The 25,116-nt window shown below is 45.8% G+C and carries 18 protein-coding genes and 1 pseudogene; 12 read left to right on the top strand and 7 right to left on the bottom strand.

Translation table 11 applies throughout. The features are described 5' to 3' along the window. Positions 1–6: 6 nt before the first annotated feature. Positions 7–1,830, bottom strand: a complete 1,824-nt coding sequence (locus NL646_RS13700; protein ID WP_053046910.1) for a DUF3413 domain-containing protein — start codon at positions 1,828–1,830, stop codon at positions 7–9. A 253-nt stretch (positions 1,831–2,083) separates the two neighbouring features. On the opposite strand from NL646_RS13700, the gene recC reads away from it, so the two are divergent. From recC to NL646_RS13675, 5 genes are all read left to right on the top strand, one after another. Then, a complete protein-coding gene (gene recC / locus NL646_RS13695; protein ID WP_253664333.1) occupies positions 2,084–5,575 on the top strand; it encodes an exodeoxyribonuclease V subunit gamma in 3,492 nt (1,163 codons plus the stop codon). A 327-nt stretch (positions 5,576–5,902) separates the two neighbouring features. Then, positions 5,903–9,577, top strand: a complete 3,675-nt coding sequence (gene recB / locus NL646_RS13690) for an exodeoxyribonuclease V subunit beta (RefSeq protein WP_253664373.1) — start codon at positions 5,903–5,905, stop codon at positions 9,575–9,577. Then, positions 9,577–11,724 carry an exodeoxyribonuclease V subunit alpha gene (gene recD / locus NL646_RS13685; protein ID WP_029848737.1) on the top strand — a complete coding sequence of 716 codons (2,148 nt, stop codon included), beginning with the start codon at positions 9,577–9,579 and terminating at the stop codon, positions 11,722–11,724. The genes recB and recD overlap by 1 nt, the downstream gene beginning before the upstream one ends. A 164-nt stretch (positions 11,725–11,888) precedes the next feature. Further along, complete coding sequence (locus tag NL646_RS13680; RefSeq protein WP_253664332.1) at positions 11,889–12,899, top strand: LysM domain-containing protein; 1,011 nt, start codon at positions 11,889–11,891, stop codon at positions 12,897–12,899. Further along, complete coding sequence (locus tag NL646_RS13675; RefSeq protein WP_238813307.1) at positions 12,887–13,258, top strand: hypothetical protein; 372 nt, start codon at positions 12,887–12,889, stop codon at positions 13,256–13,258. The genes NL646_RS13680 and NL646_RS13675 overlap by 13 nt, the downstream gene beginning before the upstream one ends. 48 nt (positions 13,259–13,306) lie before the next feature. Here the strand turns inward: NL646_RS13675 and NL646_RS13670 are convergent, their stop codons facing one another. Further along, entirely contained in the window at positions 13,307–13,495 is a 189-nt protein-coding gene (locus NL646_RS13670; RefSeq protein ID WP_011106047.1) for a hypothetical protein, read from the bottom strand. Positions 13,496–13,843: 348 nt separating this feature from the next. Beyond that, complete coding sequence (argA, locus tag NL646_RS13665; protein ID WP_005482311.1) at positions 13,844–15,181, bottom strand: amino-acid N-acetyltransferase; 1,338 nt, start codon at positions 15,179–15,181, stop codon at positions 13,844–13,846. Between the two features lie 164 nt (positions 15,182–15,345). On the opposite strand from argA, the gene NL646_RS13660 reads away from it, so the two are divergent. The 5 genes from NL646_RS13660 (at position 15,346) to NL646_RS13640 (ending at position 19,767) form a co-directional block, all read left to right on the top strand. Continuing rightward, the gene (locus NL646_RS13660; RefSeq protein WP_005456510.1) at positions 15,346–15,801 is read left to right on the top strand and encodes a DUF2850 domain-containing protein; all 456 of its coding nucleotides are present in this window, start codon (positions 15,346–15,348) and stop codon (positions 15,799–15,801) included. A 260-nt stretch (positions 15,802–16,061) separates the two neighbouring features. Continuing rightward, entirely contained in the window at positions 16,062–17,165 is a 1,104-nt protein-coding gene (mltA, locus tag NL646_RS13655; RefSeq protein WP_078534407.1) for a murein transglycosylase A, read from the top strand. Positions 17,166–17,264: 99 nt separating this feature from the next. Then, positions 17,265–18,074, top strand: a complete 810-nt coding sequence (gene tcdA, locus NL646_RS13650) for a tRNA cyclic N6-threonylcarbamoyladenosine(37) synthase TcdA (protein WP_005484934.1) — start codon at positions 17,265–17,267, stop codon at positions 18,072–18,074. A 34-nt stretch (positions 18,075–18,108) separates the two neighbouring features. After that, the gene (gene csdE, locus NL646_RS13645; RefSeq protein ID WP_025501545.1) at positions 18,109–18,537 is read left to right on the top strand and encodes a cysteine desulfurase sulfur acceptor subunit CsdE; all 429 of its coding nucleotides are present in this window, start codon (positions 18,109–18,111) and stop codon (positions 18,535–18,537) included. A 309-nt stretch (positions 18,538–18,846) separates the two neighbouring features. Beyond that, positions 18,847–19,767: a sensor domain-containing diguanylate cyclase gene (locus tag NL646_RS13640; RefSeq protein WP_005456666.1), complete on the top strand. Its 921-nt coding sequence runs from the start codon at positions 18,847–18,849 to the stop codon at positions 19,765–19,767. Positions 19,768–19,800: 33 nt separating this feature from the next. Here NL646_RS13640 and csdA read toward each other — a convergent pair whose 3' ends face one another. The 4 genes from csdA to NL646_RS13620 all read right to left on the bottom strand — a co-directional run bounded on the left by csdA (position 19,801) and on the right by NL646_RS13620 (position 23,398). Continuing rightward, complete coding sequence (gene csdA / locus NL646_RS13635) at positions 19,801–21,012, bottom strand: cysteine desulfurase CsdA (RefSeq protein ID WP_029831775.1); 1,212 nt, start codon at positions 21,010–21,012, stop codon at positions 19,801–19,803. After that, positions 21,012–21,611 carry a DJ-1 family glyoxalase III gene (locus tag NL646_RS13630; RefSeq protein ID WP_025501548.1) on the bottom strand — a complete coding sequence of 200 codons (600 nt, stop codon included), beginning with the start codon at positions 21,609–21,611 and terminating at the stop codon, positions 21,012–21,014. The genes csdA and NL646_RS13630 overlap by 1 nt, the downstream gene beginning before the upstream one ends. After that, positions 21,608–22,498: a 2-dehydropantoate 2-reductase gene (panE, locus tag NL646_RS13625; RefSeq protein WP_180761091.1), complete on the bottom strand. Its 891-nt coding sequence runs from the start codon at positions 22,496–22,498 to the stop codon at positions 21,608–21,610. Before panE ends, NL646_RS13630 begins: the two co-directional genes overlap by 4 nt. Positions 22,499–22,606: 108 nt before the next feature. Next, the gene (locus NL646_RS13620; protein WP_021449946.1) at positions 22,607–23,398 is read right to left on the bottom strand and encodes an outer membrane protein OmpK; all 792 of its coding nucleotides are present in this window, start codon (positions 23,396–23,398) and stop codon (positions 22,607–22,609) included. 323 nt (positions 23,399–23,721) lie between these two features. Here NL646_RS13620 and NL646_RS13615 point away from each other — a divergent pair, with 323 nt between their 5' ends. Together NL646_RS13615 and NL646_RS23440 are read left to right on the top strand one after the other, a co-directional pair. Continuing rightward, complete coding sequence (locus tag NL646_RS13615) at positions 23,722–24,318, top strand: LON peptidase substrate-binding domain-containing protein (RefSeq protein ID WP_025559358.1); 597 nt, start codon at positions 23,722–23,724, stop codon at positions 24,316–24,318. 99 nt (positions 24,319–24,417) lie between these two features. Then, a pseudogene (locus NL646_RS23440) lies at positions 24,418–25,109 on the top strand (2-dehydropantoate 2-reductase); the annotation flags it as partial. Positions 25,110–25,116: the final 7 nt, after the last annotated feature.

Genomic DNA, 25,116 nt, shown 5'->3' with positions numbered 1-25,116 from the left:
TGGACGCTAGCCTTTTTTGTAAAATCGCGACATCTCATCCAGAGAATGACGAATGATATCGACAGGAACTTTCTGTTCTTTCTCGACTTTTAATTGGCGATTCAGTTGCTGAGAGTGCCCGCCAGGATTGACCACAAGCATCAGTTCTTTGCCGACCAATGCATAGTTGTAGTAGCTGCCAGCAATATACCAATCGCGAGGGGCAGAGCTATCAAACAAGTTATGACCAACGCTGTATGAACTCGTTGTGCCTTGAACGTCAAACAGCGTATTCATCATGGTTGGCACGACGTCAAAATGGGTCGTGCGGTAATCAATTTGCTCTGGTTGACGATTTGGCATGTACACGTAAAGAGGCACATGCACTTGTACGTCACTGTAGTTACCCGTGTGGCCCCAATAGTTCATCTTATGGTCATTAAACTCTTCACCATGATCAGATGAAATCACCACAATGGTGTTGTCTAAGTCGACGTTTTTCAGCACATCGCCAATCAAGCTATCGATGTAGTACAACGAGTTCTTGTATCGATTGTGGTAAAGCGAAGCGTCAAAGTCGTTGTTGAGCAAAATGTGGTCAACGCGTTCCCAGTATGGTTTGAATTTCGCAAATTCAGGTTCAGGAAACACCGTGCCGTGGGCGGCATCGTAGAACAGAAACCCAAAGTACGGCTTGTCGCTGTCCTGCTTTTGGAACTCAATGAACTTGTCTGTTATCTGCTGATCGCGCTCTACAGCTGTTTCCCCAGTTTGTTTCAAGGTCAAGTCCGACACTTTTTTGAATACCGTGCGAGAAAGTGGCGGGCTGGTGAGCGGTGCAGAGCCAAAAATGCCCATGCGGTAGCCTTCTGCTTGCAGCGTATCCATAAAAACAGGAGAGCGTTGGCTTGCGTAAAAGCTTTCCCAGTAGGTTGCTGGCAAGCTGTAAAACAGGCTGAAAATACCCGCTTGAGTTGAGTTGCCGCCGCTCATGTGTTGTGTGAAATTCACCGTTTTTTTGGCGAACTTGCTGACATTTGGCATGACTTCCGGCGTCGCATCACTGTAGCGCCACGCGTCAACCAAGATAAACAAAACATTGGGCTGCTTCTCTTTGCTTTGCACTTGAATGGGTGCAAGCGGGTAGTTGAGTGAGCTACGTTCAATGTTGGTTAACTCTACGCGGTTCTTCGATGCAATGTTCTCATCCACTAGATCGTGTTTGTAAATAAATTTACGAGCCGTCAGCGGGTAGTAAAGTGGCCAGTTATTCGAAAACTGACTGACTTCATCGTCGTAAAGCGCGTTTTTGTACGCATGAATCATCTGTGTGCTGAGCAATACAGCAAACCAGACGCTGATCAAAACGAACTTAGCTCGGCTTTGTGCCAGTTTATTACTTACCCAAACGGTACAGGCGAGCCCGATCACCAGAACGGCAACTTCACTGACGAAGATAAGCCAACTCATCCACGAAATATCGAAGACATCACCGCCACCTTCGAAAAACATACGGATTAATAGAGCGTTGATGTGAAGTTTGTATTGCTGAAAAACGAGGATATCGACTTTAAACATGATCAATAGACAGATCGCGATAGCGATCACGATGCCTTTGAATGCTCGAGTCGGTAGAAAAGAGAGCAATAAACTCAACAACATAAATGGAAGAGCGATCAAGCCCAGCCAGCCATATTGAGTTGAAACCAAATAGTAACCTTGCAACAAGGTTAGCGGTTCATTCTGATTGTTAGACAACACAAAAGGATAACAAGCGATCGACAGATACACTGCAAAGCAAGCAAAAAAAGCAATCAGCCAAGCGCTGTTGGAAGACAGTTTGCGAAACATACTTTTTATATATTTATAAATTATAGGTAGCAAGAGTATAAAACAGTGTTTTTTATTATGGAATAGTTGCGAGTAATGTCACATTTTGTATGGCTGTGTAAGATTTTGCTTACGCCTTGAAAAGGTGATGTTTTCTGTCCATTTTGAGCGATATGTAACCTTTTACTTTTTTCAGAACACGAGATCACTGCGGGTTTAAATAGGGCTGTGCTAAGCTAGCTAACAGTTTCAATCGGCGCTCGGTATTCCCAATTTGTTTACTGTTTATCACTCCAACCAAGTTGACGTTCTTAAATCACTCCTTGTCGAACTGATTCGAATCAGTCCGCTGGAAAACCCGTTCGAAAAAGAACAAATTCTGGTTCAAAGTCCGGGCATGTCTCAATGGCTAAAAATGGAATTAGCCAAAGAGTTTGGTGTTGCCGCGAACATTGATTTTCCGCTCCCTGCTACCTTCATTTGGGAAATGTTTACGCAGGTGTTGCCAGACGTGCCAAAACGCAGTGCGTTTAACAAAGAAGCGATGACGTGGAAGTTGATGCATCTGCTGCCGGGGCTTCTCAACCAAGAGGTGTTTTCGCCGTTAGCGCAGTACCTCAAAGATGACAGTGACCACTCTAAGCTGTATCAACTGGCTGAGAAAATTGCCGATATTTTCGATGGTTACTTGGTGTATCGTCCGGAATGGATCGCAAGTTGGGAAGCTGGGCAGAGTGTGCCAGAGCTGGAAGATGAGCATCCGTGGCAGCCGATCTTATGGCAAGCGTTGTACGATCACACAGTGTCATTAGGGCAGTCTCCTTATCACCGTGCCAACCTTTATGAGCACTTTATCGACACGTTAGCGAGTTTTAACGGCAATTTTGACCATTTACCCAAGCGTTTGTTTGTTTTTGGCATTTCTTCGTTACCGCCTCGCTATATGGATGCGCTAAAAGCAATTGGTGAGCATATCGATGTGCATCTGATGTTCACCAACCCGTGTCGCTATTACTGGGGTGAAGTTCGAGATCGCAAGTATCTGGCTCGTTTGGCGGCGAAACATCGTCAGCACGTTGTGTGGCAGGACGATCACTCGGAAGTGCAAGGTGAAACGGAGCAACTGAAAGGTTCATTGGAAGATAACGTGGTCGATGAGCTGCACACCGATGTGGTCGGAAACAGTCTGTTGGCGTCCATGGGTAAACTCGGGCGTGACAATATGTATCTGTTGTCTCAGCTGGAATCCCATGAAATTGAAGCGTTTGTTGATGTTGAGCGCGACAATCTGCTCCATCAATTGCAAGCGGATATTCTCAATCTTGAAGAACATCAAGATGACCAACAGATTGAAAACAGTCATCACAAACAAGTGGTTAGCTTGGGTGATAAATCACTGAGCCTACACGCTTGTCACAGCCCGATGCGTGAAGTGGAAGTGCTGCATGATCAACTATTGGCGATGTTCGATGCTGACCCAACGTTAAAACCGCGCGATATTATCGTGATGGTCGCAGACATCAACGCTTACAGCCCTGCGATTCAGGCGGTCTTTGGTAACGCACCGGGTGAGCGTTTTATTCCCTATTCGATTTCTGACCGAACCGCCGATCAAGAGAGCCCAATTCTGGCCGCATTTATGCAGTTGGTGAACTTACCCAATACGCGCTGTTTGGCATCAGAACTACTCGAACTTCTGGAAACTCCGGCGATATTAAAGCGTTTTGAACTCAGCGAAGATGATTTCTTACAAGCCAAACAATGGGTTGAAGAATCGGGAATTCGCTGGGGGTTGGATGCCAATACCGGACGCGAATTTGAACTGCCGGAAACCCGTCAAAACACATGGCAATTTGGTATTCAACGCATGTTGCTTGGCTACGCGATGCCAGAATCCGCAGGTTTGTTTGAAACCGAGCAAGGCAGTTTATCTCCATACAACGAAGTGCAAGGCATGGGCGCAGAGCTTGCGGGCAAGTTGGCACACTTTATCCAACAAATTAGCACTTATCGAAGCAAACTTTCTCATGTTCAGACTATTGATGGTTGGCGAGAGACTTTGGTTTCACTGCTGGATGACTTCTTCTCAGTTGAGTTAGAAGGCGAAATGGCGCTCAAATCCATTCGCGATACGCTCAGCCAACTCAAAGAGCAATTAGCTGATGCCGCATTTGATGATGCGTTATCGCCGTCGATCATCAGCCAATACCTTCAAAACAAATTATCTGGCACACGAGTCAGCCAGCGCTTCCTGGCTGGTCAAGTGAACTTTTGTACCCTGATGCCGATGCGCTCTATTCCGTTTAGAACCGTTTGTCTACTGGGGATGAATGACGGCGTGTACCCACGCTCCATGCCGCCAGAAGGCTTTGACTTGATGACGGGAAGAACCAAACCGGGCGACCGTTCGCGCCGAGATGATGACCGTTACCTATTCCTCGAAGCAATGCTATCGGCACAGCAAACGCTCTACATCAGTTATGTTGGCCGTTCAATCCAAGACAATACCGAGCGAGTGCCTTCGGTTCTGGTTTCTGAGCTGATGGAATACTGCCACCAAAACTATTGTTTAAGTGGTGATGAAGCGTTGCCCGTTGATGAGTCTGGCGACAACTTATTAAATGCGTTGGTGAATACCCACGCCATGGTGCCGTTTAGCCCAAGTGCGTTCCAAGGCATGCCCGCCAGCTACGCGAAAGAGTGGATTCCAGCGGCATTGACTCAAAGTAGTCAATCGCAAGGCTATGTTCGTCGTGATTTTAATCGGGCATTAGACGACAATCTGTTAGGAGCGACGTTCCCACTTGAGCTCGACTTAGTCGAGTTGCAACGTTTCTGGCGCTTACCTGTGCAGTATTTTTTCAATCGTCGTTTAAAAGTAATCTTTGAACCGCCACTGCCGGTGATGGAAGACGACGAACCCTTTGTTTTAGGTGGTTTGGAAAGCTATCAAATGCGAGATGAGCTGTTAGAAACCTTGCTTGAAACGACATTGACGCAGCCAGAGAAAAAAGCAGAGGTGCTTAAACACTTTATGAGTCAACAGCGCGCGCAAGGCAAACTGCCAGTGGGGGCGTTTGGTGATATCGAGTTTGAAACCAACCGAGTTCAGGCGGAAGAGCTGGTGGACAAACTGGCGTTTTTATCTGGTGCGCCTCAAGACGATTTGGAAATCGACCTGACGTTTGATTCCTTGTTTGAGCGAAATGAAGGCGAAGAGAAAAACGTTCGCCTAACAGGTTGGCTAACCCAGTGTTACCAATCTGGGTTGATTCGTTACCGAAGCGGTAAGATTCGCTCGCAGGATTACCTTGCAGCGTGGATCGATCACCTTGCCATGTCGGCGTCGGGTTATGCCAAGAAAACTCATCTGATTGGCTACGATCGTAAAGAAGGCGCGCTGCATTTGATCTACCCAGAAATTGCCGATGTGCAGTATGCCAAACATCTACTGACTGAATTAGTTCGCTTATTCTTCGAAGGCATGACTAAGCCTTTGCCTTATTTCCCGAAAACGGCGTTGGCTTGTGTTGAAGCGGGCTTTAGCCGTGGTCAGTGGGTCGATGACGAAGAGAAATCTTTGAAGAAAATGGCTGACGCATTCAATGATGGCTTCATGAGCCCGGGCGAAGGCAATAATGCGTACATCTCTCGAATTTGGCCTGCTTGGAATGATGAGTTGGCCTCAGAAGTTCGTTTGCTGACAGCATTAGTACTGCAAGGTGCGCGCTTAGCGGTTCAAGACGCTGATGATGTAAAAGCGTAATAAAGACAGTTGGATAAAGAGAAGGAAGAGTAGGGTGGCCGCCAGAAAATCATTATTTTTTGTAGGGCGTTCGCTGTACGGCCACAAGGTCAGAGGGACCATGATACTTTTGTTTAATTCATTTGAGTTGTGTCGCCAAAAAGGTTTGGCTTATCTCGTGGGGCGCATACTAACGGTACGTCTTATGGATAACCGTGAGAAAGATCTCACAAAGCTCTAAATTATCCAACTTGTTAAACATATTAATAGAATTTTTAACTATAGATCACATTTATTAGGTGATACGTCCTAGTAAATAATCCGGAGAGATTCAGCGTTATGGATCAAATGTCAGGTGCAGAGTGCCCTCTACATACGTTAGACCGCACAGAGCAGCCTCAACCAACGCCACTAGAACCGATGACGTTTCCTCTGCATGGTGCGAGGTTAATCGAGGCATCAGCAGGTACAGGTAAAACCTTCACTATTGCAGGTTTATATCTGCGTCTTTTGCTTGGTCATGGCAGCGCGGAAACTCGACATCGCGTACCGCTTACGGTCGACCAAATTCTGGTTGTAACCTTTACCGAAGCGGCAACTGCGGAATTACGCGATCGTATCAGGGCAAGAATCCATGATGCGCGAATCGCGTTTGCGCGTGGACAGAGTTCCGATCCGGTGATCCAACCTTTGCTTAATGAGTTTGACGATCACAAGCAAGCCGCAGAAATTTTATTGCAGGCAGAGCGTCAGATGGACGAGGCGGCGGTCTACACCATTCACGGTTTTTGCCAACGTATGCTAACGCAAAATGCGTTTGAATCTGGCAGCCGATTTAATAACGAGTTTGTGACCGATGAAAGTCACCTAAAAGCGCAAGTTGTAGCCGATTACTGGCGCCGAAATTTCTACCCGTTGCCATTTACCTTGGCTGGAGAAATTCGCCAGCTATGGAGCTCTCCATCTGTGTTGTTGTCTGACATTAGCAATTACTTAACCGGTGCGCCGTTAAGCCTTTCTGTTCCTGCAATGAAAGGCAGTTTGGCTGATCTTCATACTGAAAATTTGAAAAAAATTGATGAATTAAAAGCACAGTGGCGAGAAAGCCAAGATGACTTCTTAACGCTGATTTCAGATTCAGATATTAACAAACGCAGCTACACCAAAAAGTCTCTGCCGACGTGGTTGGAGGCGGTAAACGCTTGGGCGGCAACGGAAACTACAGGTTACGATTATCCAGACAAGCTGGAGAAATTCGCGCAAAACGTCTTGTTGGAAAAAACACCGAAAGGCAGTGCGCCGCAGCATGCGGTATTTGAAGCCATTGAAACATTTCTTGCCAATCCAATCAGCTTAAAAGCGCCACTGCTTGCGCATGCGATTGAGCATTGTCGTGTGATGCTGGCCAACGCGAAAAATCAAAAACAGTGGCTCTCTTTCGATGATTTGCTGACGCAACTTTCTGCTTCTATCGATACGGACGAAAGCGAGCTTTTAGCGGCGCGTATTCGTACTTTGTACCCTGTCGCAATGATTGACGAGTTTCAAGATACCGACCCGCTTCAATACAGTATTTTCAGCCGTATTTATCTGAACAACCCGGAATGTGGTTTGTTTATGATCGGTGACCCCAAGCAGGCGATTTATGGCTTTCGTGGCGCAGACATTTTCACCTATATCAAAGCGCGTAACCAAGTAAGTGCCCACTACACGTTAGGAACCAACTGGCGTTCTAGCGCAGATATGGTGCAGGCGGTAAACCAAGTATTTGCTTTGCCAGACAGTCCATTTATCTATGATTCGGATATTCCGTTCTTACCCGTTAAGTACAGTCCCAATGCCGAAAAACGCATTTGGACTATGGGTGGCCAAAAGCAACCCGCGCTGACTTATTGGTTGCAAGAAGCGGACGATAAACCGCTACCAAAAGGCGAGTATTTGACTCGAATGGCAGAGGCGACCGCAAGCCAAATCCAAACCATTTTGACGCAGGCTCAACAGGGGCAAGCGTGTCTGGTGAATGGCGAAAAACAGAAAGCGGTTCAAGCGGGCGATATCGCAGTGTTGGTTCGAACAGGTAGCGAAGGTCGGATGATCAAACAAGCGCTAGCAGACCAAGGTATTGCCAGCGTGTACCTGTCTAACCGAGACAGTGTGTTTACCAGTTCAGTGGCGCAGGATTTACAGCGTTTGCTGCAAGCGGTGCTGACTCCAGAAAATGACCGTGCACTGCGTGCAAGTCTTGCCTCTGAGCTGTTTGCCCTCGATGCAGCAAGTTTGGATGCGCTTAATAACGATGAAGTGGTGTGGGAAAACGCCGTAAACGAATTCAAAGAATATCGCAAGCTTTGGGTTCAGCGTGGTGTGCTGCCGATGCTGCGCGCGGTGATCAGCAAACGCCATATTGCCGAGCGATTACTAGAAGAAGGCGCGAGTTCACAGGGTGAGAATGGTGAGCGAGTACTTACCGATTTAATGCACATCGGTGAACTGCTTCAACAAGCCAGTAATGAACTGGATAGCGATCACGGTCTGCTGCGTTGGCTCGCTCAGTCTATCAGTGATGCGGAAAACGGTTTGGGTGGCAGTGATGACCAAATCCAACGTTTAGAATCGGAACGTAACTTAGTGCAGATCGTAACTATTCACAAATCAAAAGGCTTGGAGTATGACCTCGTATTTCTGCCGTTTGTGTTCAGCTATCGAGAAGCCAGTGAAGCCAAATATTACGATGCAGCCAATGACCGCACGGTACTGGATATCACCGGCAACGATGCGTCTATGAAGCAAGCGGATAAAGAGCGTTTGGCGGAAGACTTACGCTTGATATACGTGGCACTAACGCGTGCTGTGTATGCGTGTTTTATTGGAGCCTCGCCTTTGCGTAATGGTCGTTCGACCAAAGAGCCAACTGGCGTACACCGCAGTGCGATTGGCTATTTGATTCAGAATGGTCAAGAAGGTGGCATTAACGATTTGCACCAAGGTTTAACAAAGCAACAAGACGAGCTTGATTGTGTCGTTGTGGCCGATCCGCCGCAGCAACTCGAAGACAAGTACGTAGCGCCACAAGAAGAAATACACGATCTTAGCGCGAAAGAGCTGCAAAACCCTATCGACAGAAACTGGCGCATCACCAGTTATTCTGGCTTGGTCAAGCAAGGCTCTCATCACGCCGAGCATGATGCCACGATTGAGATTATGGGTTTTGATATCGACTCATCTGAAGAGCAAGACGAAGCGGATTTATTGGAGCCAGAGCGCTCTATTTTTACCTTCCCTCGTGGTGCGCGTCCGGGGACGTTCCTGCACAGCTTGTTTGAGGAAATTGAATTTACTCAGCCAGCCACGACGGAAGAGAATACACAAATCATCCTTGGCTTGATGGAAAGCGAACAGCTCGATGAAGAGTGGTTGCCCATTTTACAGCAATTGATTGATACCGTACTCGCAACGCCGTTGGATGGTAAGTCTTTGCTGCTGAATCAAAAAGCACCGTCGCAACGTTTGGTGGAGATGGAATTTTTGCTGCCGATTGAAGTGTTGTCTGCGCCGGCGTTAAACCGAGTCATTCAACGTCACGATCCGTTGTCGGCGAAAGCGGGGGATTTAGGTTTCCAAACCGTGCAAGGTATGCTCAAAGGTTTTATCGACTTGGTGTTTGAACATCAAGGTAAATACTACGTGCTTGACTGGAAATCGAATCATCTTGGCGACGATGTAACGAGCTACCATGGTGAAGCTCTGAAATCGGCCATGGCGGATCACCGCTACGATTTGCAGTATCAGATTTATGCGTTAGCACTGCATCGTTTCCTACGCAGCCGATTGGCGAATTATCAATATGATCATCACTTCGGTGGCGTGTATTACTTGTTCTTGCGCGGCATGGATGGGCAGAGCGACCACGGCATTTTTGCCGCGAAACCAACCTTAGACTTCTTACAAGAGATGGATCGTTTGATTGATGGTCAAGCACTTGAAACGCGCTCAACTCAAGCCGGGCAGATGGAGCTACTTTAATGACGACAAATCACAATCTTCATTCTGGCCAAGATAGCCTATTGGTAGTGTTGGAACGCTTGGCGTACAAAGGTGCTATTCGTCAGCTCGACTACCAATTCGCCTGTTTTATTGATTCTCAAACGCATGATGAACCGTCGGACAGTCAAGCATTGGCGTTTATCGCGGGTGTTGTCAGTAGTGAGCTTGGTAAAGGACATATCTGTTTGCCTCTGTTCGATGCACAAGGGCAATCTACGGATTTGGCTAGTAAGTTAGGGCTGTTTGGTGAGTCGGCATTGGCGCTTAATACTCAGCTTCAAGGCATAGACTGGATTCAAGTATTACAAAATTCCAGCTTGGTCGGCGCGCAAGGAGAAGCCTTGCCGCTGATGTTCGATGGCGAGCGTCTGTATCTGCACCGCTATTGGCATTATGAAGTGACACTGGCGGAAAAGCTTAATCAGTTGGGCGCCGCAGTTAACTTGCAAGCGCAAGAGTTTTCGCGATTATCCGAGTTGCTCAACCATTTGTTTGCACGCCAATACCATTTCCTGTTTAACGCGTTGGGCAAAGCAGTCGAAGCGGGAAGCAGCAACCAAGTGTTGCGCCAGCAATTGGTGTGTGACCACCTTGATGTGGTCGCAAGCGAATCGTTGGATTGGCACGCCATTGATTCCGTGCTTAGCAATGCGCGCAAGGTTCAAGATATGCAAACACTGGATGAACTCGTACCACTCTCAGCTTGTGTGAACTGGCAAAAAGTCGCGGCGGCGGTTGCGTTAACTCGTCGATTTGCTGTGATTTCTGGTGGCCCTGGTACGGGTAAAACGACGACAGTAACCAAATTGCTTGCTGCTTTGATTGAACAGGCGACGCACGAGAAAAATCTAACCATCAAGCTGGTGGCCCCGACGGGGAAAGCGGCGGCGCGATTAACCGAATCCATTGGTAAAGCGGTGCAAGAGCTGCCGGTTTCTCCAGAGCTAAAAGCCAAAATTCCGACTGAATCGAGCACCTTGCATCGCTTGCTGGGCGCGATCCCTAACAGCGCAGAATTTCGTCACAACAAGCAGAATCCACTGCATTTGGATATTTTAGTTATCGACGAAGCGTCGATGGTCGATTTGCCAATGATGTACAAAGTGGTCGATGCCTTACCGAAACATGCGCGGCTGATTTTGCTCGGTGATAAAGACCAACTTGCTTCAGTTGAAGCAGGGGCTGTGTTGGGTGATATCTGTTCGTTCCACGCATTGGGCTATGGCAAAGAGCAGGCGTCAGCCATCGCAAAACTGACGGGTTTCGATACTTTAGCCCATACAGGTAACAGTGCATCTAGCATTGCTGATAGTTTATGTATGCTGCAAAAGAGCTACCGATTTGACGCTCGCTCAGGCATTGGTCAGTTGGCAAAAGCGGTTAACTCCGGTTCTGCTGCGAGCGTAGATAACGTCTGGGCGCGTGACTTTTCCGATATCGAACATTTCGCACTAAGTAGTCAACATTACAACCAAATGATGCAGACGTTGGTGCAGGAATACGGTCGTTACCTCAAACGCATTGGACAACAGGAAATCGATCCTAAAACCGGAGAGCCAGAGTCGCTAACTCATAAAGCCAAAGCGGTGTTAGATACCTTCAACCAATGCCGACTGCTGTGCGCAATTCGTGAAGGTGACTTTGGTGTGGCTGGGCTAAACCAACGCATCGAGAAAGCGCTCGCGGCGCGCAAGTTCATTCAAGTTCAGGATGAAATTTGGTATCACGGCAGACCTGTCATGGTTACGCGTAATGATCACGGTTTAGGTTTGTATAACGGTGATATTGGTATTTGCATGCGAGATGACAGTGAAGAAGAACCGCGTTTGAAAGTCTTTTTCGAGTTACCTGACGGCAGTGTGAAATCGGTCTTGCCAAGCCGAGTACCTGAACATGAAACGGCTTACGCCATGACCATCCATAAATCGCAAGGCAGTGAATTTGATTACACCCTGATGATTTTGCCACCAGACTTTAGCCCGATATTAACCCGTGAGTTGATTTACACAGGCATTACCCGCGCGAAAAAGCGTTTAGCTCTTTACGCCGAGCTCAATGTTCTGAAGCGAGGCATTAAAGTGAAAACTACTCGCGCGAGTGGATTAGTACAGCGGCTTACTAACTGATTATGGACTTAGTTTAGAGTCAGTTTTACCTTTGTTACATGTCAAACTTGGTGATGAGTTGTGTTTTAACATTCTCTTTCTGAAGGAAAAGTCATTTCAATTGATGTTTTTGAATCTGAAACGTTAATATTATGCGCACTTATAGGCATAAGGATTTGAATGAAATGAATACAACTTACTTTAACAGCGTTAATAGATATAGCTATATATACAGTGTTAAGCCTGGTGATACTCTTACGAGAATTATATGGAAGTTTTATCATTTTAAGTTTGAAACCGATGGCTATAATTTTGCTCTTGCTCAAATAAAAAAAGACAACCCTAAAATTTCAGACCCCAATTCGATTAAATCTGGTCAATCTATTTACTTGAGAAAGTTGAATTCTTCAGATGCCAAGCAATCTGAATTTTTTTCTAAAACTATCATTTCAGCTCATGATCAAGCGCAATTTGAATCAACGATGAAATCTATGTCGCAAAACGAAAAGGAAGCATTTTGGGCTCTTTCTTGGCTTGATGACAATTGGGGGCCTGCGAGCGCAGGTATTGGTGCTACTTTTGCGTCCATGGGAGCTTTATTAGGAGATAGTGAAAAAGGAAATGTCGCAGAGCTAAAAAAGCTTGATGGTTTATATCGAGATTATAAATCGGGAACGTTTTCGAAAGGGCAGTATGATTACCGTAGGAAAAAACTGTTAGAGAATGTAGCAAAAAATCTTGGGCCAACTGAGAAGCTTCTCTTTAATGGTAAGAAAGCTCGAGAGGCTATGAGAATATCTAAAAACGGCGGGGTTATGACTACAGCAGCACTTCAGAAGAATACAGAGAGATTAGCAAAGTTATCAAAAGTAGCAGCTAAAGGTGGCACTGTATTGACTGCAGTTAATATTGGTATTGCCTGTGATCAGATAGCTCGAGCAGATTCTAACGCAAAGAAAAATGAAATATTGGTGGAAACTGCAGCAAGTACAGTTGTTGGTTTAGCTGGCGGGGCCGTTATCTCTCTGGTCGTTATGGCTACTCCTGTTGGTTGGATAGGTGCTATCGCTTTAGGGGTTGTCTCTGCCAGTGCTAGTTATGCGTCTGGTAAAGTTGTTGCTGATAAATACAAAGAATTATATAGCGATATAGACTTAGTTGGTAAGACCAAGGTCGGTGAAGTTTGCAGTTATTAGAAGTTTCTTTTATTACATTTTTTGTTGCAGGTGCTTTGTTAGTTTTTTGGTACCTGATAGTAGGTGTTTTACTTATTGCTATCACGCCGAAAAAAGTAAAGCGCTATGCGTATACTAGTGAGCACTATACAGAAGTTGAGCTTGCTTTAGTTTCTGGATTTCACTTTGGGGCCTTAATACATGGATTAGCTCTTGTTGCCGCAGTTGCATTTCCCAAGTTGGCAAAAAAAAGAAAGCTAACAGATATTCGTAGAGTTTGCCCAAAGTGGTTCATAAATATTGGAGTGGTGTACTGGACTATTTTAATCTTTATCGTAGTCACTATTTTTGCATCTTTGTTGGTTATGATTTTGTTTTGAATTGATTACGTACATAAAAGAAAACCGAGCCATAAGCTCGGTTTTCTTTTATGTACGTTGTGCAAAGGCATCGGTAAATGACACGCTGCGTATTTTGTATTGCTGTTGATAAGTAAGGATAAAGTCTCGAATGGCGTCATTCACCGGAAAAACACAGTGAACATCTAGGCCTTCTAAAAACTGATTGTCAGCCATATCCCAGAAACTTTGAAGCGAATTACAAATGATTGTTCTCATAACAGTGCTCGTCTCGGCTTATTGAAAGTCAGATTAACAACTGTCCTTGGTGTGCAATGCGGGCTAACTAGTTATCGACTGCCCAGCATTTTAGGGTGAAGGCTACGTATCATCACCTAGATCCATTTGCATTGGTTAAAAACCAATCACTAGCGCGCAGAGTATAGCCAACAGTGTGTATATTGAAAAGGTAAAAATGGAACTAAAATCAATGTAATGCTTTGCATATCTAAATTAATGGTATTACTGCTTATGATTCATGGCTTTATTGTTGAGAGAGTCGGAGCATGGCGTTCCAAACCTCGGATTGAGGATTCAGAACGCATCTGTTAATCATGTTGAGTTTGTTTATAAGTCTAACGCTAAGATTTTGGACTTACGCTGAAAGTTGTACAGCCCTTGTTTGGCTCCTGGCAAGTAATCGACTCCAACTTCGTAGAATCCTTGCTCTCTAAACCAATGTAGACTGTGGGTGGTAAGGACAAAAATCTGGTTGATGTTTTCTGATTTTGAACGATGCTTCATGTAGTTCAGCAGCAACAAACCTCGGTTGCCATCCCGATAGTCTGGGTGAATAGCAACACAGGCCATTTCAGCTTTTCGTTCTTCAGAATATGGGTATAAAGCCGCGCATCCGATGATTAAGCCATCTTTTTCAATGATGGTGAATTTACCAATCTCTTGCTCTAGCTGTTCTCTCGAACGCCTGACCAAAATGCCTTGTTCTTCTAATGGATGAATCAATTCCAAAATGCCGCCGATGTCATCAATACCAGCTTGACGAACTTGCTCTGCGCTTGCCATGACGACTTGAGTTCCGATACCGTCAAACGAGAACAACTCCTGAATCAAAGCCCCATCTACTTTGTAGCTGATGAGATGGCTACGTGGGACGCCAGCGCGACAAGCGGCGATGGAACCTTTGAGGAAACGCAAAGTGCCCGTGTTGTAATCGGAATCTGAAGCGTGGTTTTCTGAAAGCGTTTTGATGACGTGCTCTGCCTCGATAGGCAGCAACTCTGCGACGGCATTGCCATTGTCGTCAATCACGCCTTGTTCTGAGCAGAAACCAATCAGTTTGTCTGCGCCTAATTTGATCGCCAGTTGCGTCGCGACTTCTTCAGAAAGTAAGTTAAAACATTCGCCAGTCACGGAGCTCGCAATGGGGCCAAGTAGCACAATGGAGCCTTGGTCGAGCGTGCGATTAATCGCGTCGGTGTCAATGCGGCGAATGCGTCCACTGTGGCAGTAATCGACACCGTCATCTACGCCAAGTGGCTGTGCAATGACAAAGTTGCCACTGACTACATTCAGTTGTGTGCCAGCCATCGGGGTGTTGTTTAAGCTCATTGAAAGGCGTGCGGTAATGGCTAGTTGAAGCTGCCCAGCAGCTTGCATAACTACCGATAGTGCCGCTTCGTCGGTAATTCGGATGTTTTTGTGGTATGGCGTAGTAAGGTCTTGTTTTTCAAGTAATTGATTGATTTGCGGACGAGCGCCATAAACGACAACGACTTTGATGCCTAAACTGTGCATCAAAGCAATATCATTGATTATATTGCCAAAATTATTATGAGCGACCGCTTCACCTCCCAGCATGATCACCATGGTCTTCCCACGGTGAGCGTTGACGTAAGGGGTTGATTGGCGGAATCCTTTTACGAGAGCGGTACTACGAATTTTCACTACAGCCATTCCTTGTGTTTATTTATGCTTAAATAATGTCTTTTTATTCAATTAATGGCAAGGCAATTTTTTGGAATAAAGCACAAACATCTGGAGTACGGTGCTTTGTCCAGTTTGGTTATGGAGGTTACAATACGCGCGTCTATTTCAAATAAGTGAACCTCATGTCTTCAGTTGTAAATAAGAATGCTGCGATCACTGCTCAAAACGAGTCTAATTCATCCACAAAATCGTCACTTCGCAAGTGGGCGGAACGTTCTCTCATGCTAATGGCAGTGCTGGGTACGGTCATTGTTTGTATGCTGTATGGCGATTTGATCACTCGGTACATTAACCCTCCCATCTCTAAATCAATAATTTATGGCCGCTGGGTTGAGCAAGATGTAGCGCCTTACTCGAGGGAAGAGTTTGTGCTTAGTGAAAGGGGCGTGACCGTTAATGGCTCGACCATTGCAACCGATTTTGAGTTTGATGGCGATTCGTTCTCATACAAAGTCGGTTCGACCGTACGCCATTTTGATTTTGTCGGAAAACAACATACAGAAATGAAGTTGGATGCGCGGGCGCACTATCTTCCGGTCTTTCGTCTTGAAGGGCACGCTGGCATCGCCGTTCGTTAAATATTGTGTTTTCTATTTGAGCATTCGCCATTGCGCGAGTGCTCAACATTCCTATCTTTTTGATATCCACATCAGTTCAGACATTGTCTGGACAATTTCGTAAATATTCTCCTGTTATCATGTTGTTCGTCCCGAAATGGATGATTTAACAACAAGTAAACGGATTGGCTTAGTGTTGAAACATTTTGTCGTCGCTTTTCAATTGCGTCGTTTGCATTTGTTTGCCATCCTTTTGCTATTCTTTTTTACGGAAAAATCACGTGTTAAAAAAACTCCTTCCTATTATTTCTTTGAGTCTGCTATTTGGTTGTGCTCAACAAAATGATCGCGCTCAGCAATATCTCGATGGTGAGTTCCCTCAGATCCTAAATAAAGTGGATGTAGTTGAGTCCAACAAACCACGCGATTTTACTGAGTTTAATAAGCAAGCTGAGCAAGTGGTGATGAAGTCACCATCCATGGCGAAGATTTACCAACCGCTTTACCAAAGATTGAGTGAGTGGGCGCAGCAAAGTGGAGACACCAGCGCGCTGAGTGCGTTTGGCATTCAAGCTGCGCAATTGGGTGGTGGTGATAAAAAAGGTAATGTGTTGTTTACCGGATACTTTTCTCCCGTGATGGAGCTTCGTCATACACCAAACGACATTTTTAAGTACCCAGTTTACGGTAAGCCGAACTGCACATCAGATTGTCCGACTCGCGCGGAGATCTACAATGGGGCATTAGATGGCCAAGGTTTAGTGCTTGGTTATGCGCCAAATCGTATTGACCCGTTTATGATGGAAGTGCAGGGCAGTGGCTATGTGCATTTTGAAGATGATGATACGTTGGAATACTTTGCGTACGCAGGGAAAAACAACAAAGCTTACGTCAGCATTGGCCGCATTTTGATTGAACGTGGTGAAGTGCCGCGTGAAAAAATGTCCCTCAAAGCGATTAAAGAGTGGGTGATGGACAACGACGATGCGACAGTGCGCGAGCTGTTGGAGCAAAATCCTTCTTACGTTTTCTTTGCACCAAAAGCGGAAGCGCCTGTAACAGGCTCGGCTGGTATTCCGTTGTTGCCAATGGCCGCTGTCGCGGGCGATCGTTCTATCTTACCAATGGGCACGCCAATCTTGGCGGAAGTGCCGTTGTTGAATGCCAATGGTACGTGGAGCGGCGCTCACCAATTGCGCATGCTGATCGTGTTAGACACAGGTGGTGCGGTAAAACAAAACCATTTGGATCTGTATCATGGCATTGGTGCGAGAGCAGGGACAGAAGCTGGGCATTACAAGCATTTTGGTCGAGTGTGGAAACTTGGGTTGGAAAACTCACCAACTCAAGCGCCTTGGGCTTTGCCGCCAGAAAAGCTACAATAGCCATCCAAGAAAGAGGAACCCCCTCTTATCTAGACATTTCATCAAAGAGTGCGTATAAATCGCACTCTTTGTTTTTCTATCGATCATCTGGACTTCAATATGCGTGAACTCGATACCCCTGCATCTGACAGTTACAACCAACGCTTTGGCGGCACACGTCGTCTTTATGGCAATAGTGAAGTGGACATTCTTCGCGCTGCACACGTTTGTGTGATTGGTATTGGTGGTGTAGGTTCATGGGCGGTGGAAGCGCTGGCTCGTACGGGGATCGGTGAGCTGACTCTGATTGATATGGACGATGTTTGTGTCACGAATATTAACCGCCAAATTCATGCGATGACGGGTACCGTTGGTCAAAGTAAAATTGAAGTGATGGCCGAGCGCGTCAAGTTGATCAACCCGGAGTGTAAAGTTAATCTGATTGATGATTTCATTACGCCAGACAATCAACATGAGTACTTAAGTAAAGAGTTTGATTACGTGTTGGATGCGATTGACAGCGTAAAAGCGAAGGCGTCTTTGCTGGCGTATTGCCGCAGCAACAAGATCAAAGTGATTACCACGGGTGGCGCTGGTGGTCAGGTCGATCCAACGCAGATCATGGTCGCTGATTTAACGAAAACGATTCAAGATCCTTTAGCGAAGAAAATCAAAGACACTTTGCGTCGTCATCATAACTTCCCTAAGAATCCGGCTCGTAAGTTTGGTATTGATTGCGTGTTTTCAACCGAGCAGCTGAAGTATCCTCAAGCAGACGGTTCAGTGTGCGGTGTGAAGTCGACAGCGGAAGGTCCAAAACGCATGGATTGTGCTAGCGGATTTGGTGCGGCAACTGTTGTAACCGCGACGTTTGGCTTTGTTGCGGTATCGCGAATTGTTGAGAAGCTGATTCAAAAACACAAGAAGTAGTTCAGCCAAAAAGCATCAAACAGAAGGGCACATTATGATCGATTTTCCTGCATCTCCATTTGGAACAGAAATCACCAGCGAAGATATTGTCGCAACGATGCAGCAATTTAAAGGCTGGGAAGATCGTTACCGTCAGGTCATTCAGTGGGGTAAAAAGCTGCCACAAATGCCAGAAGAGCTGAAATCAGAACAAGTTACAGTATCGGGTTGCGAAAGCTTGGTGTGGTTAGTGAGCCAAGCGCAAAATGGCGTGTGGCATTTTTGTGCAGACTCCGATGCGCGTATTGTACGCGGATTAATTGCGTTGGTGATGGCGGCTTATGACGGTAAAACGGCCGATCAAATTCAAGCGTTTGACATTGATGCTTATTTTGAGCAACTGGGACTCATCGCGCATTTAAGCCCATCACGTGGTAATGGCCTGAAAGCTATTGTTGAGCAGATTAAGCACACTGCCGTGTAATGAGCCATTTCCCCAATTTTTAAAAAACGCCGAATAGCTTAGCTGTTTGGCGTTTTTTGTATCTGAGTTGAGACGTTTTTCGCGTGTGAATAAAAAATATGCAAATAGTCGACTATTTTGACTTTAATTGACCTTTCTATTGATCCAGATTCATTATATTGCCCACTTGGTTTTTATAGACTCAATTGTATTTAAAATTTGTCTATATTAGATAATAGACATATGCCCCATTCGCTTCTATTCCCCAATGTTGAAACACATTTGGAGGCGATTGGGTTACTTAGATACAAACGCTAGGAACCTCCCTGTATGCAATTCACCTTGGAACATGCGCAAGACGTGTTATCCGGAATGCCTGACCCCACTTTTATTTTGAGTGAAGATGGTATCTATATTGATGTTTTTGGAGGAACAGACAAAAAAGCCTATCACGATGGAAGCAATTTGATAGGTAAGACACTGCACAGCGTACTTGAGAAAGAGCAAGCCGACTGGTTTATCGAACAGATCAATCGGTCACTCAATCAAGACAGTATTGTGACGATCGAGTACAAGATGTGCGCCGACAGCATTCAGGGAATAGATGCGAACAGTGGGCCAAAAGGCGACCTCTATTACGAAGGGAAAATCTGTCCGCTCACTATAAACTATCAAGGTCGTCGCGTTGTTCTCATTCTTACCCGCAACATTTCCAACCGCCACCGAGTCGAAACCCTTCTTCGCCACCAAAGCCAAATTGACGCTCTCACAAACATCTACAATCGACGTGTTTTTTTCGAAAAGCTCACAGAAGAAGTCATTAAATCCCAAACTCCTGACTACCAATCTGCTCTATTATTGTTTGATTTGGATTTTTTTAAAGTTATCAATGATAAACGTGGCCACGATGCGGGAGATTATGTCTTAGAGACATTAGCCGATTTGGTTTCTCACTTGTTGGTTAAAGACGAGATTTTTGCAAGAGTCGGAGGGGAGGAGTTTGCGATTATCCTGCCAGAAACCTCTCTATCGGCGGCGAAAGAAGTGGGAGAGGAAGTACGTTCCCATATTCAAAATTGCCAGTTTGAATTTGAAAAGATTGAAATTCCGGTCACGGTGAGTGTAGGCGTGGTCAAAATAGGCAGAAATGAAACCACCAAACGCTTGTATGCGCATGCAGATAAAGCGCTTTATGCTGCGAAAAGAAATGGCAGAAATTGCGTGGCGACTCTGGATAGGCAGATGGAGTAACCTTGTTGGTTACTCCAAGTCGAAAGGTGGGCGTTATAACATGTCGACGGCTTTCTCTACGGCGGCGATGAGCCTATCCACATCTTCTGCCGTGTTATAAATACCAAAAGAAACGCGTACCGTTCCTTTGACGTTTAGCGCATCCATCAATGGGTGAGCGCAATGGTGTCCTGCTCGTACCGCAATGCCTTGTTGATCGAGCAGCGTCGCCATGTCTTGGTGATGAACGCCGTCCATTACGAACGTCAGTACAGAGGCATTCGGTTGATAGCCTAGAATATGGATGTCATCCAACGCGTTTAGTGCTTGGTAGGCCTTATCCTGAAGCGCATGGAGATGATCCTCGACTTCGTGATGGTCAAAACCTTGGTACCACTCAATGGCTTTCGCTAAAGCAATCGCGCCCGCTACGTTTGGTGTTCCCGCTTCAAATTTGCCAGGAAGTGCTGAAAAGGTCGTTTTCTCGAAAGAAACGCGTTCAACCATTTTGCCGCCGCCGTGCCATGGTGGCATAGCTTCTAACAACTCTAGTTTGCCGTATAGAACGCCAATACCTGCTGGCGCATACAGCTTGTGACCTGAGAAAACGTAAAAATCGATATCTGATGCCGATAAATCTAGCTGCTCATGCACGATGCCTTGTGCGCCATCAACTACAACTACCGCACCAACGCTGTGCGCTAGCTCGGTGATCTTTTCGATAGGTTGGCGTGTGCCTGTTACGTTGGTTATTTGTGCGCACGCGACGATTTTGCATCGCTCAGAGAGCTTCTGTTCAAACGCCTGCAAGTCAAACTGGCATTCAGCCGTCATTGGCACTTTTATGATTTTCGCGCCAGTTTGTTCGGCTACAATCTGCCACGGCACGATGTTGGCGTGGTGTTCCATCTCGCTAATTAAGATCTCATCGCCCGGTTGTAAGGTGCTGCGAGCGTAAGTTTGTGCAATTAAGTTAAGTGCTTCGGTTGCGCCTCGCGTCCAAATGATTTCTTTAGAGCTGTTTGCACCAATAAACGTTGCTACGGCTTCGCGAGCGGCTTCAAACTGGCTAGTGGCGTTTGCTGTCAAACTGTGGCTACCACGATGCACGTTAGCATTTTGTGCACTGTAGTAACGGCTAATCACATCGATCACGCACTGTGGCTTTTGTGTTGTTGCTGCGCTATCAAGGTAAACTAAAGGCGAATGGTTTACGTCTTGATTTAGGGCCGGGAACTGTTCGCGTACAGCGTTTACGTCAAACATTACTCTTCACCAAATTCGTGATAATGCAGTGTTGGGATAGTGACTAGCGGTTCTGCGACCATCCATCCATGCTCTTTACCGGAAAGTTTGATAATGATTTCCATTGCGAACTCAAGTGCGGTTCCTGGTCCCTGACTTGTCAGTAGGTTGTGATTCACATCCATGGTGACACGTTTAGCTCGCCATTTGTCTTCAGGAATATGAGATTGGAAGCTTGGATGACATGTCATCAACGCATCTGGGTATAGGTTGTGATGTTGTAGAACCAAAGCCGGAGCTGCACAAATTGCCGCCACCAGTTTACCCTCGTACATGTGCTGTTTGAGGATTTCAATCATAATGGTGCTATCACGGAAAGTTTCTGCGCCGCCCACGCCGCCAGATAATACAATCGCATCAAACTCGTCATCGGCAATATCAACCAGCTTGCAATCCGCGGTCAGTGTTACACCGCGAGAGGCTTTCATTGTCAGTGCACCATCAAATGCAGCACTTGCAACTGTAACGTCATAACCCGCGCGAACCATCAAGTCGATAACGGTGACGGCTTCCATTTCTTCGGTGCCCGGAGCGATTGGCACTAAGATTTTCTTACTCATTCTTCTGTCCAGCTTTGTTCTATTTGTTTGATGCGTTGGTAAAGTTCTAAATTCTCAGGTGTATTGATGCGATGTTTCTCTGCCGCTTTTAGCAAGTACCCAGTGATAAAATCAATTTCGGTCGGGCGCTGATGAAACACATCTTGCCTCATTGAAGAATAGTTCTCAGACGTTGCCCGCACCACTTGCATTATGGTCTCGAAAAGCACGTCGAACTGCGTCGCAATGTCTTCCTTATTCATCACTTCGACAAGTTCTTTCGTGATGTTTTTCAAGGTGTCTTGAAAATCACCGTGTGCAAGGTCGCCATTTTTACATTGATGCAATGCTGTAAGCGGGTTGATTGCACAGTTTATGGCGAGTTTGGTCCACAACGCGGCATTGATGTTTGGGTTCCAAACAACTTCTGGTAAAGCGTGCTGCATAACATCTTGCAAAAACTGGCAATGAGCGCCAGACGCATTAAAGCCGCCAACTTGAGTGATGCCTTGCCCCGTGTGCATTACGTGCTCTTTATTCGGCTTATAAGCACCATGGGTTGTGGTTGCGATAACGACGGGATTTCCGGATAGCATCTCTTCTACCTGCTCGGCCGTACCCATACCATTGTGCATAAGCATAACAATGGCATCGTGATGAATGTGCTCAATAAGAGGTTTGAGTGCAGTGATCACTTGCCACGCTTTCACCGTAACCAAAATCAAATCCGCTTGTTGTAAAGAGGGAATATGTTGGTTAGGAAACTCCATTGCAGGTGAGTCATCAAGCGTAAGGGAGTGTTGCGGCTCAGACGTTCTGCCCCACACTGATACTTGGTGTCCTGCCAACTGAAATTTTGTTGCCCACAGTGAGCCAATGGCCCCCGGACCTAAAATGAGAATATTCACCAAACGCTCTCAGTAAAAAGGTTTGCTGCAAGGATAATGAGGGGAGAGAGGAAAGCAAATAAAAATGGCGCCAATTGGCGCCATTTTTGAGGAAACTTATCGGTTCAATTAGAACTTGTAAGTTACTGCGATGTAGTGACCGAAGCCAGTTGAATCTACACCATTAACTTCTTTGATACCGTAGATGTTCTTGTAGCCTTTTAGACCGTAACCAACAGCAAAGCGATCAGAGTGCCAGTAGATACCGTTGAACATAGCACCGCCGTAACTAGATGAAGAGTACTCATCTTTCATACCAAATTGCCAGTCGATGTAACCTTGGTAAGAAATGAATGAACCGTTCTCGAAGAAGTAGAATGGTTTGAACCAGTTAGTCGAGATTTGGTAACCGTTCCAATCTTTCTTGTTGCTATCGTAAGTACCGTATAGGTTTAGACCGATTTTACCTAACCAAGGTACCATCACGTCAGAACCTAGACCGATTTTTTGTGAGTTAACTTCAGAAGCACCGCCCCACTCCATTAGAGTAGAAACGTATAGTTCTTGAACTGGGCCGAAAGACAAGTCTTTACCAGTTACAGCATCTAGAGACATACGTGGAGCAAACTTCATGAAGATTTTTTCTTTGCCAGATTTGTCGCTGCCTGGGTCAGAAGCTAGGTTGAATACGTCAACGTAACCGTAAAGGTCGAAAATACCAGAGCGGCCGCCGAATTCCATTTCTAGGTAGTCGTGGTTCGAACCATCAGGGAAACCAGGAAGTTCGTTGAATGCACCCATTAGGTTAAATTGCATCCACTTGTAATCGTTTTTGTGGATATCGCCGTCAGAGTAATCTGCAGCTAATACTGGAGCTGATGTAGCCGCTAGAAGGCTAAGAGCTAAAAGTGATTTACGCATAAGGGGACTCTCTATGTTTGTAATGATTCAGAACACGCAATCTGTGCTGCGCTTTCCAATTGGCGGGAATAATAGCGATAAAAATCGCAAATGAAAGTGATAAAGGGTGCAAAAATGAACGTTTTTAGTGAGGTGTGTCACGAACTTGTCTTTATTTACGGAACTTTTTGTTTGTTGCATCAACTTGCAATAAATATGTGATTTAGATCGTTTGCGTAAGCGATTTTATGACTTTTTAAGCCAGTCGATTAACCAACACAAATCGTTAGTGATCCGAGTAATAAGGCGTTCGTATGAATCGGAGAACCAAAGAGGACGTTTGAATGAAAGAAGTCATGTTATTCCCGCTCACCTCGGTTGTACTACCCGAAGGCAAGATGAATCTGCGTATTTTTGAACCTAGATATAAGCGCATGGTGAAAGAGTGTAGTTTGCAAAATGTGGGGTTTGGTGTTTGCCTTGTGGGCAGTGATGGTGATCCAAAAGTGGTGGGAAATGTTTCTTCGATCGGCACTTTGGTCAGGATGGTTGATTTCGAAACGCTTAGTGATGGGCTTCTTGGTATCACCGTCGTCGGCGAAAAACGTTTTACAGTGAAACGTGTACGCGCTGACGCTGATGGATTACGACACGCCGAAGTCGATTGGTTGGATAATTGGCAACATCCAGACAACTCACCAGATTTTTTCTATTTAAGCCAGCAGTTATCCCATATTTATGAAGAGTTTCCGCAACTTGGAAACCTTTACCAGCATCGTTTTTACGATGACTCAGCTTGGGTTACCCAGCGCTGGCTTGAATTACTTCCTTTAGACTGCAATCTGTTCGAACAGCTCGTTGGCGCAGAGGACTGTATTCCTGCGTTGCAATTTCTGACAGAAGCCATAGAAGCCCCTTCAAACAAAGAGGCAAGGATATGAAAGGATTGAGCTGAGTCTGAGCAGAGCCGCTGCAATATTGGCAATGGCTTTAGGTTTAGCCGCTTGTGGTTCATCAGACACTGACATAATCGAACATGAGACTATCAAGTCCGATTAACCGTGGGCGACTCCGTTGTTTTTGATTCGGGTGCAGTCGTGCTTTCTGCTAACTCCAATTTGACCATTGCAGCTATTAATACTGGTGATTCAAGTAGCTCTTTACCAGTTAAGCAGCTCGTTCTTGATGATTCCTCCTCTTCTATAATTGAAATCACAGGAAACCAAGCTAAGTTCGAGTCGGGCATCTTGTCGATGGCACTACGAGTCATCCGATAATTGATGTCGACGGGTTAATGGTTGCGGGCGGAATGGATTACAGTGTTTATGCAGTCAGTGTTGTTAGCCTAGCGATTGATATCGAACCTCTGGTTGTTGAAGACATGAGACGCGCAGTGGCAACCAGTGCGACGTTAAACGTGACTCATGCGGCAACCAACCCAGTAGCAGAGATGGTTGATATCTACCTCAAAACGTCAGTAGGGATAGAGTGTAGTGATCCAACCATCACAAACTTTGCGTATAAAGAAAGTGCGAAAGGATTGTATGTTGCGGTAGGCACTTACTACGTAACTGTCACCGTCGCGGGCAACCCTGACGCGGTCGCGATTGATTCGCTACCAGTAGACTTAATGAATGGTGTTGTCTACCAAGTGGTTGCTATTGATGACGGAAACAATGGTGGCTTCAATCTTCTCGTTGATGACATCACCGATAAGGAAGAAGGGAGGTGAGAGCCTC

The sequence above is a fragment of the Vibrio sp. Y20_XG_PY13 genome, assembly GCF_024181925.1.
Taxonomy (GTDB): Bacteria; Pseudomonadota; Gammaproteobacteria; order Enterobacterales; family Vibrionaceae; genus Vibrio; species Vibrio parahaemolyticus.
This window is presented reverse-complemented; position numbering and strand designations above follow the sequence as displayed.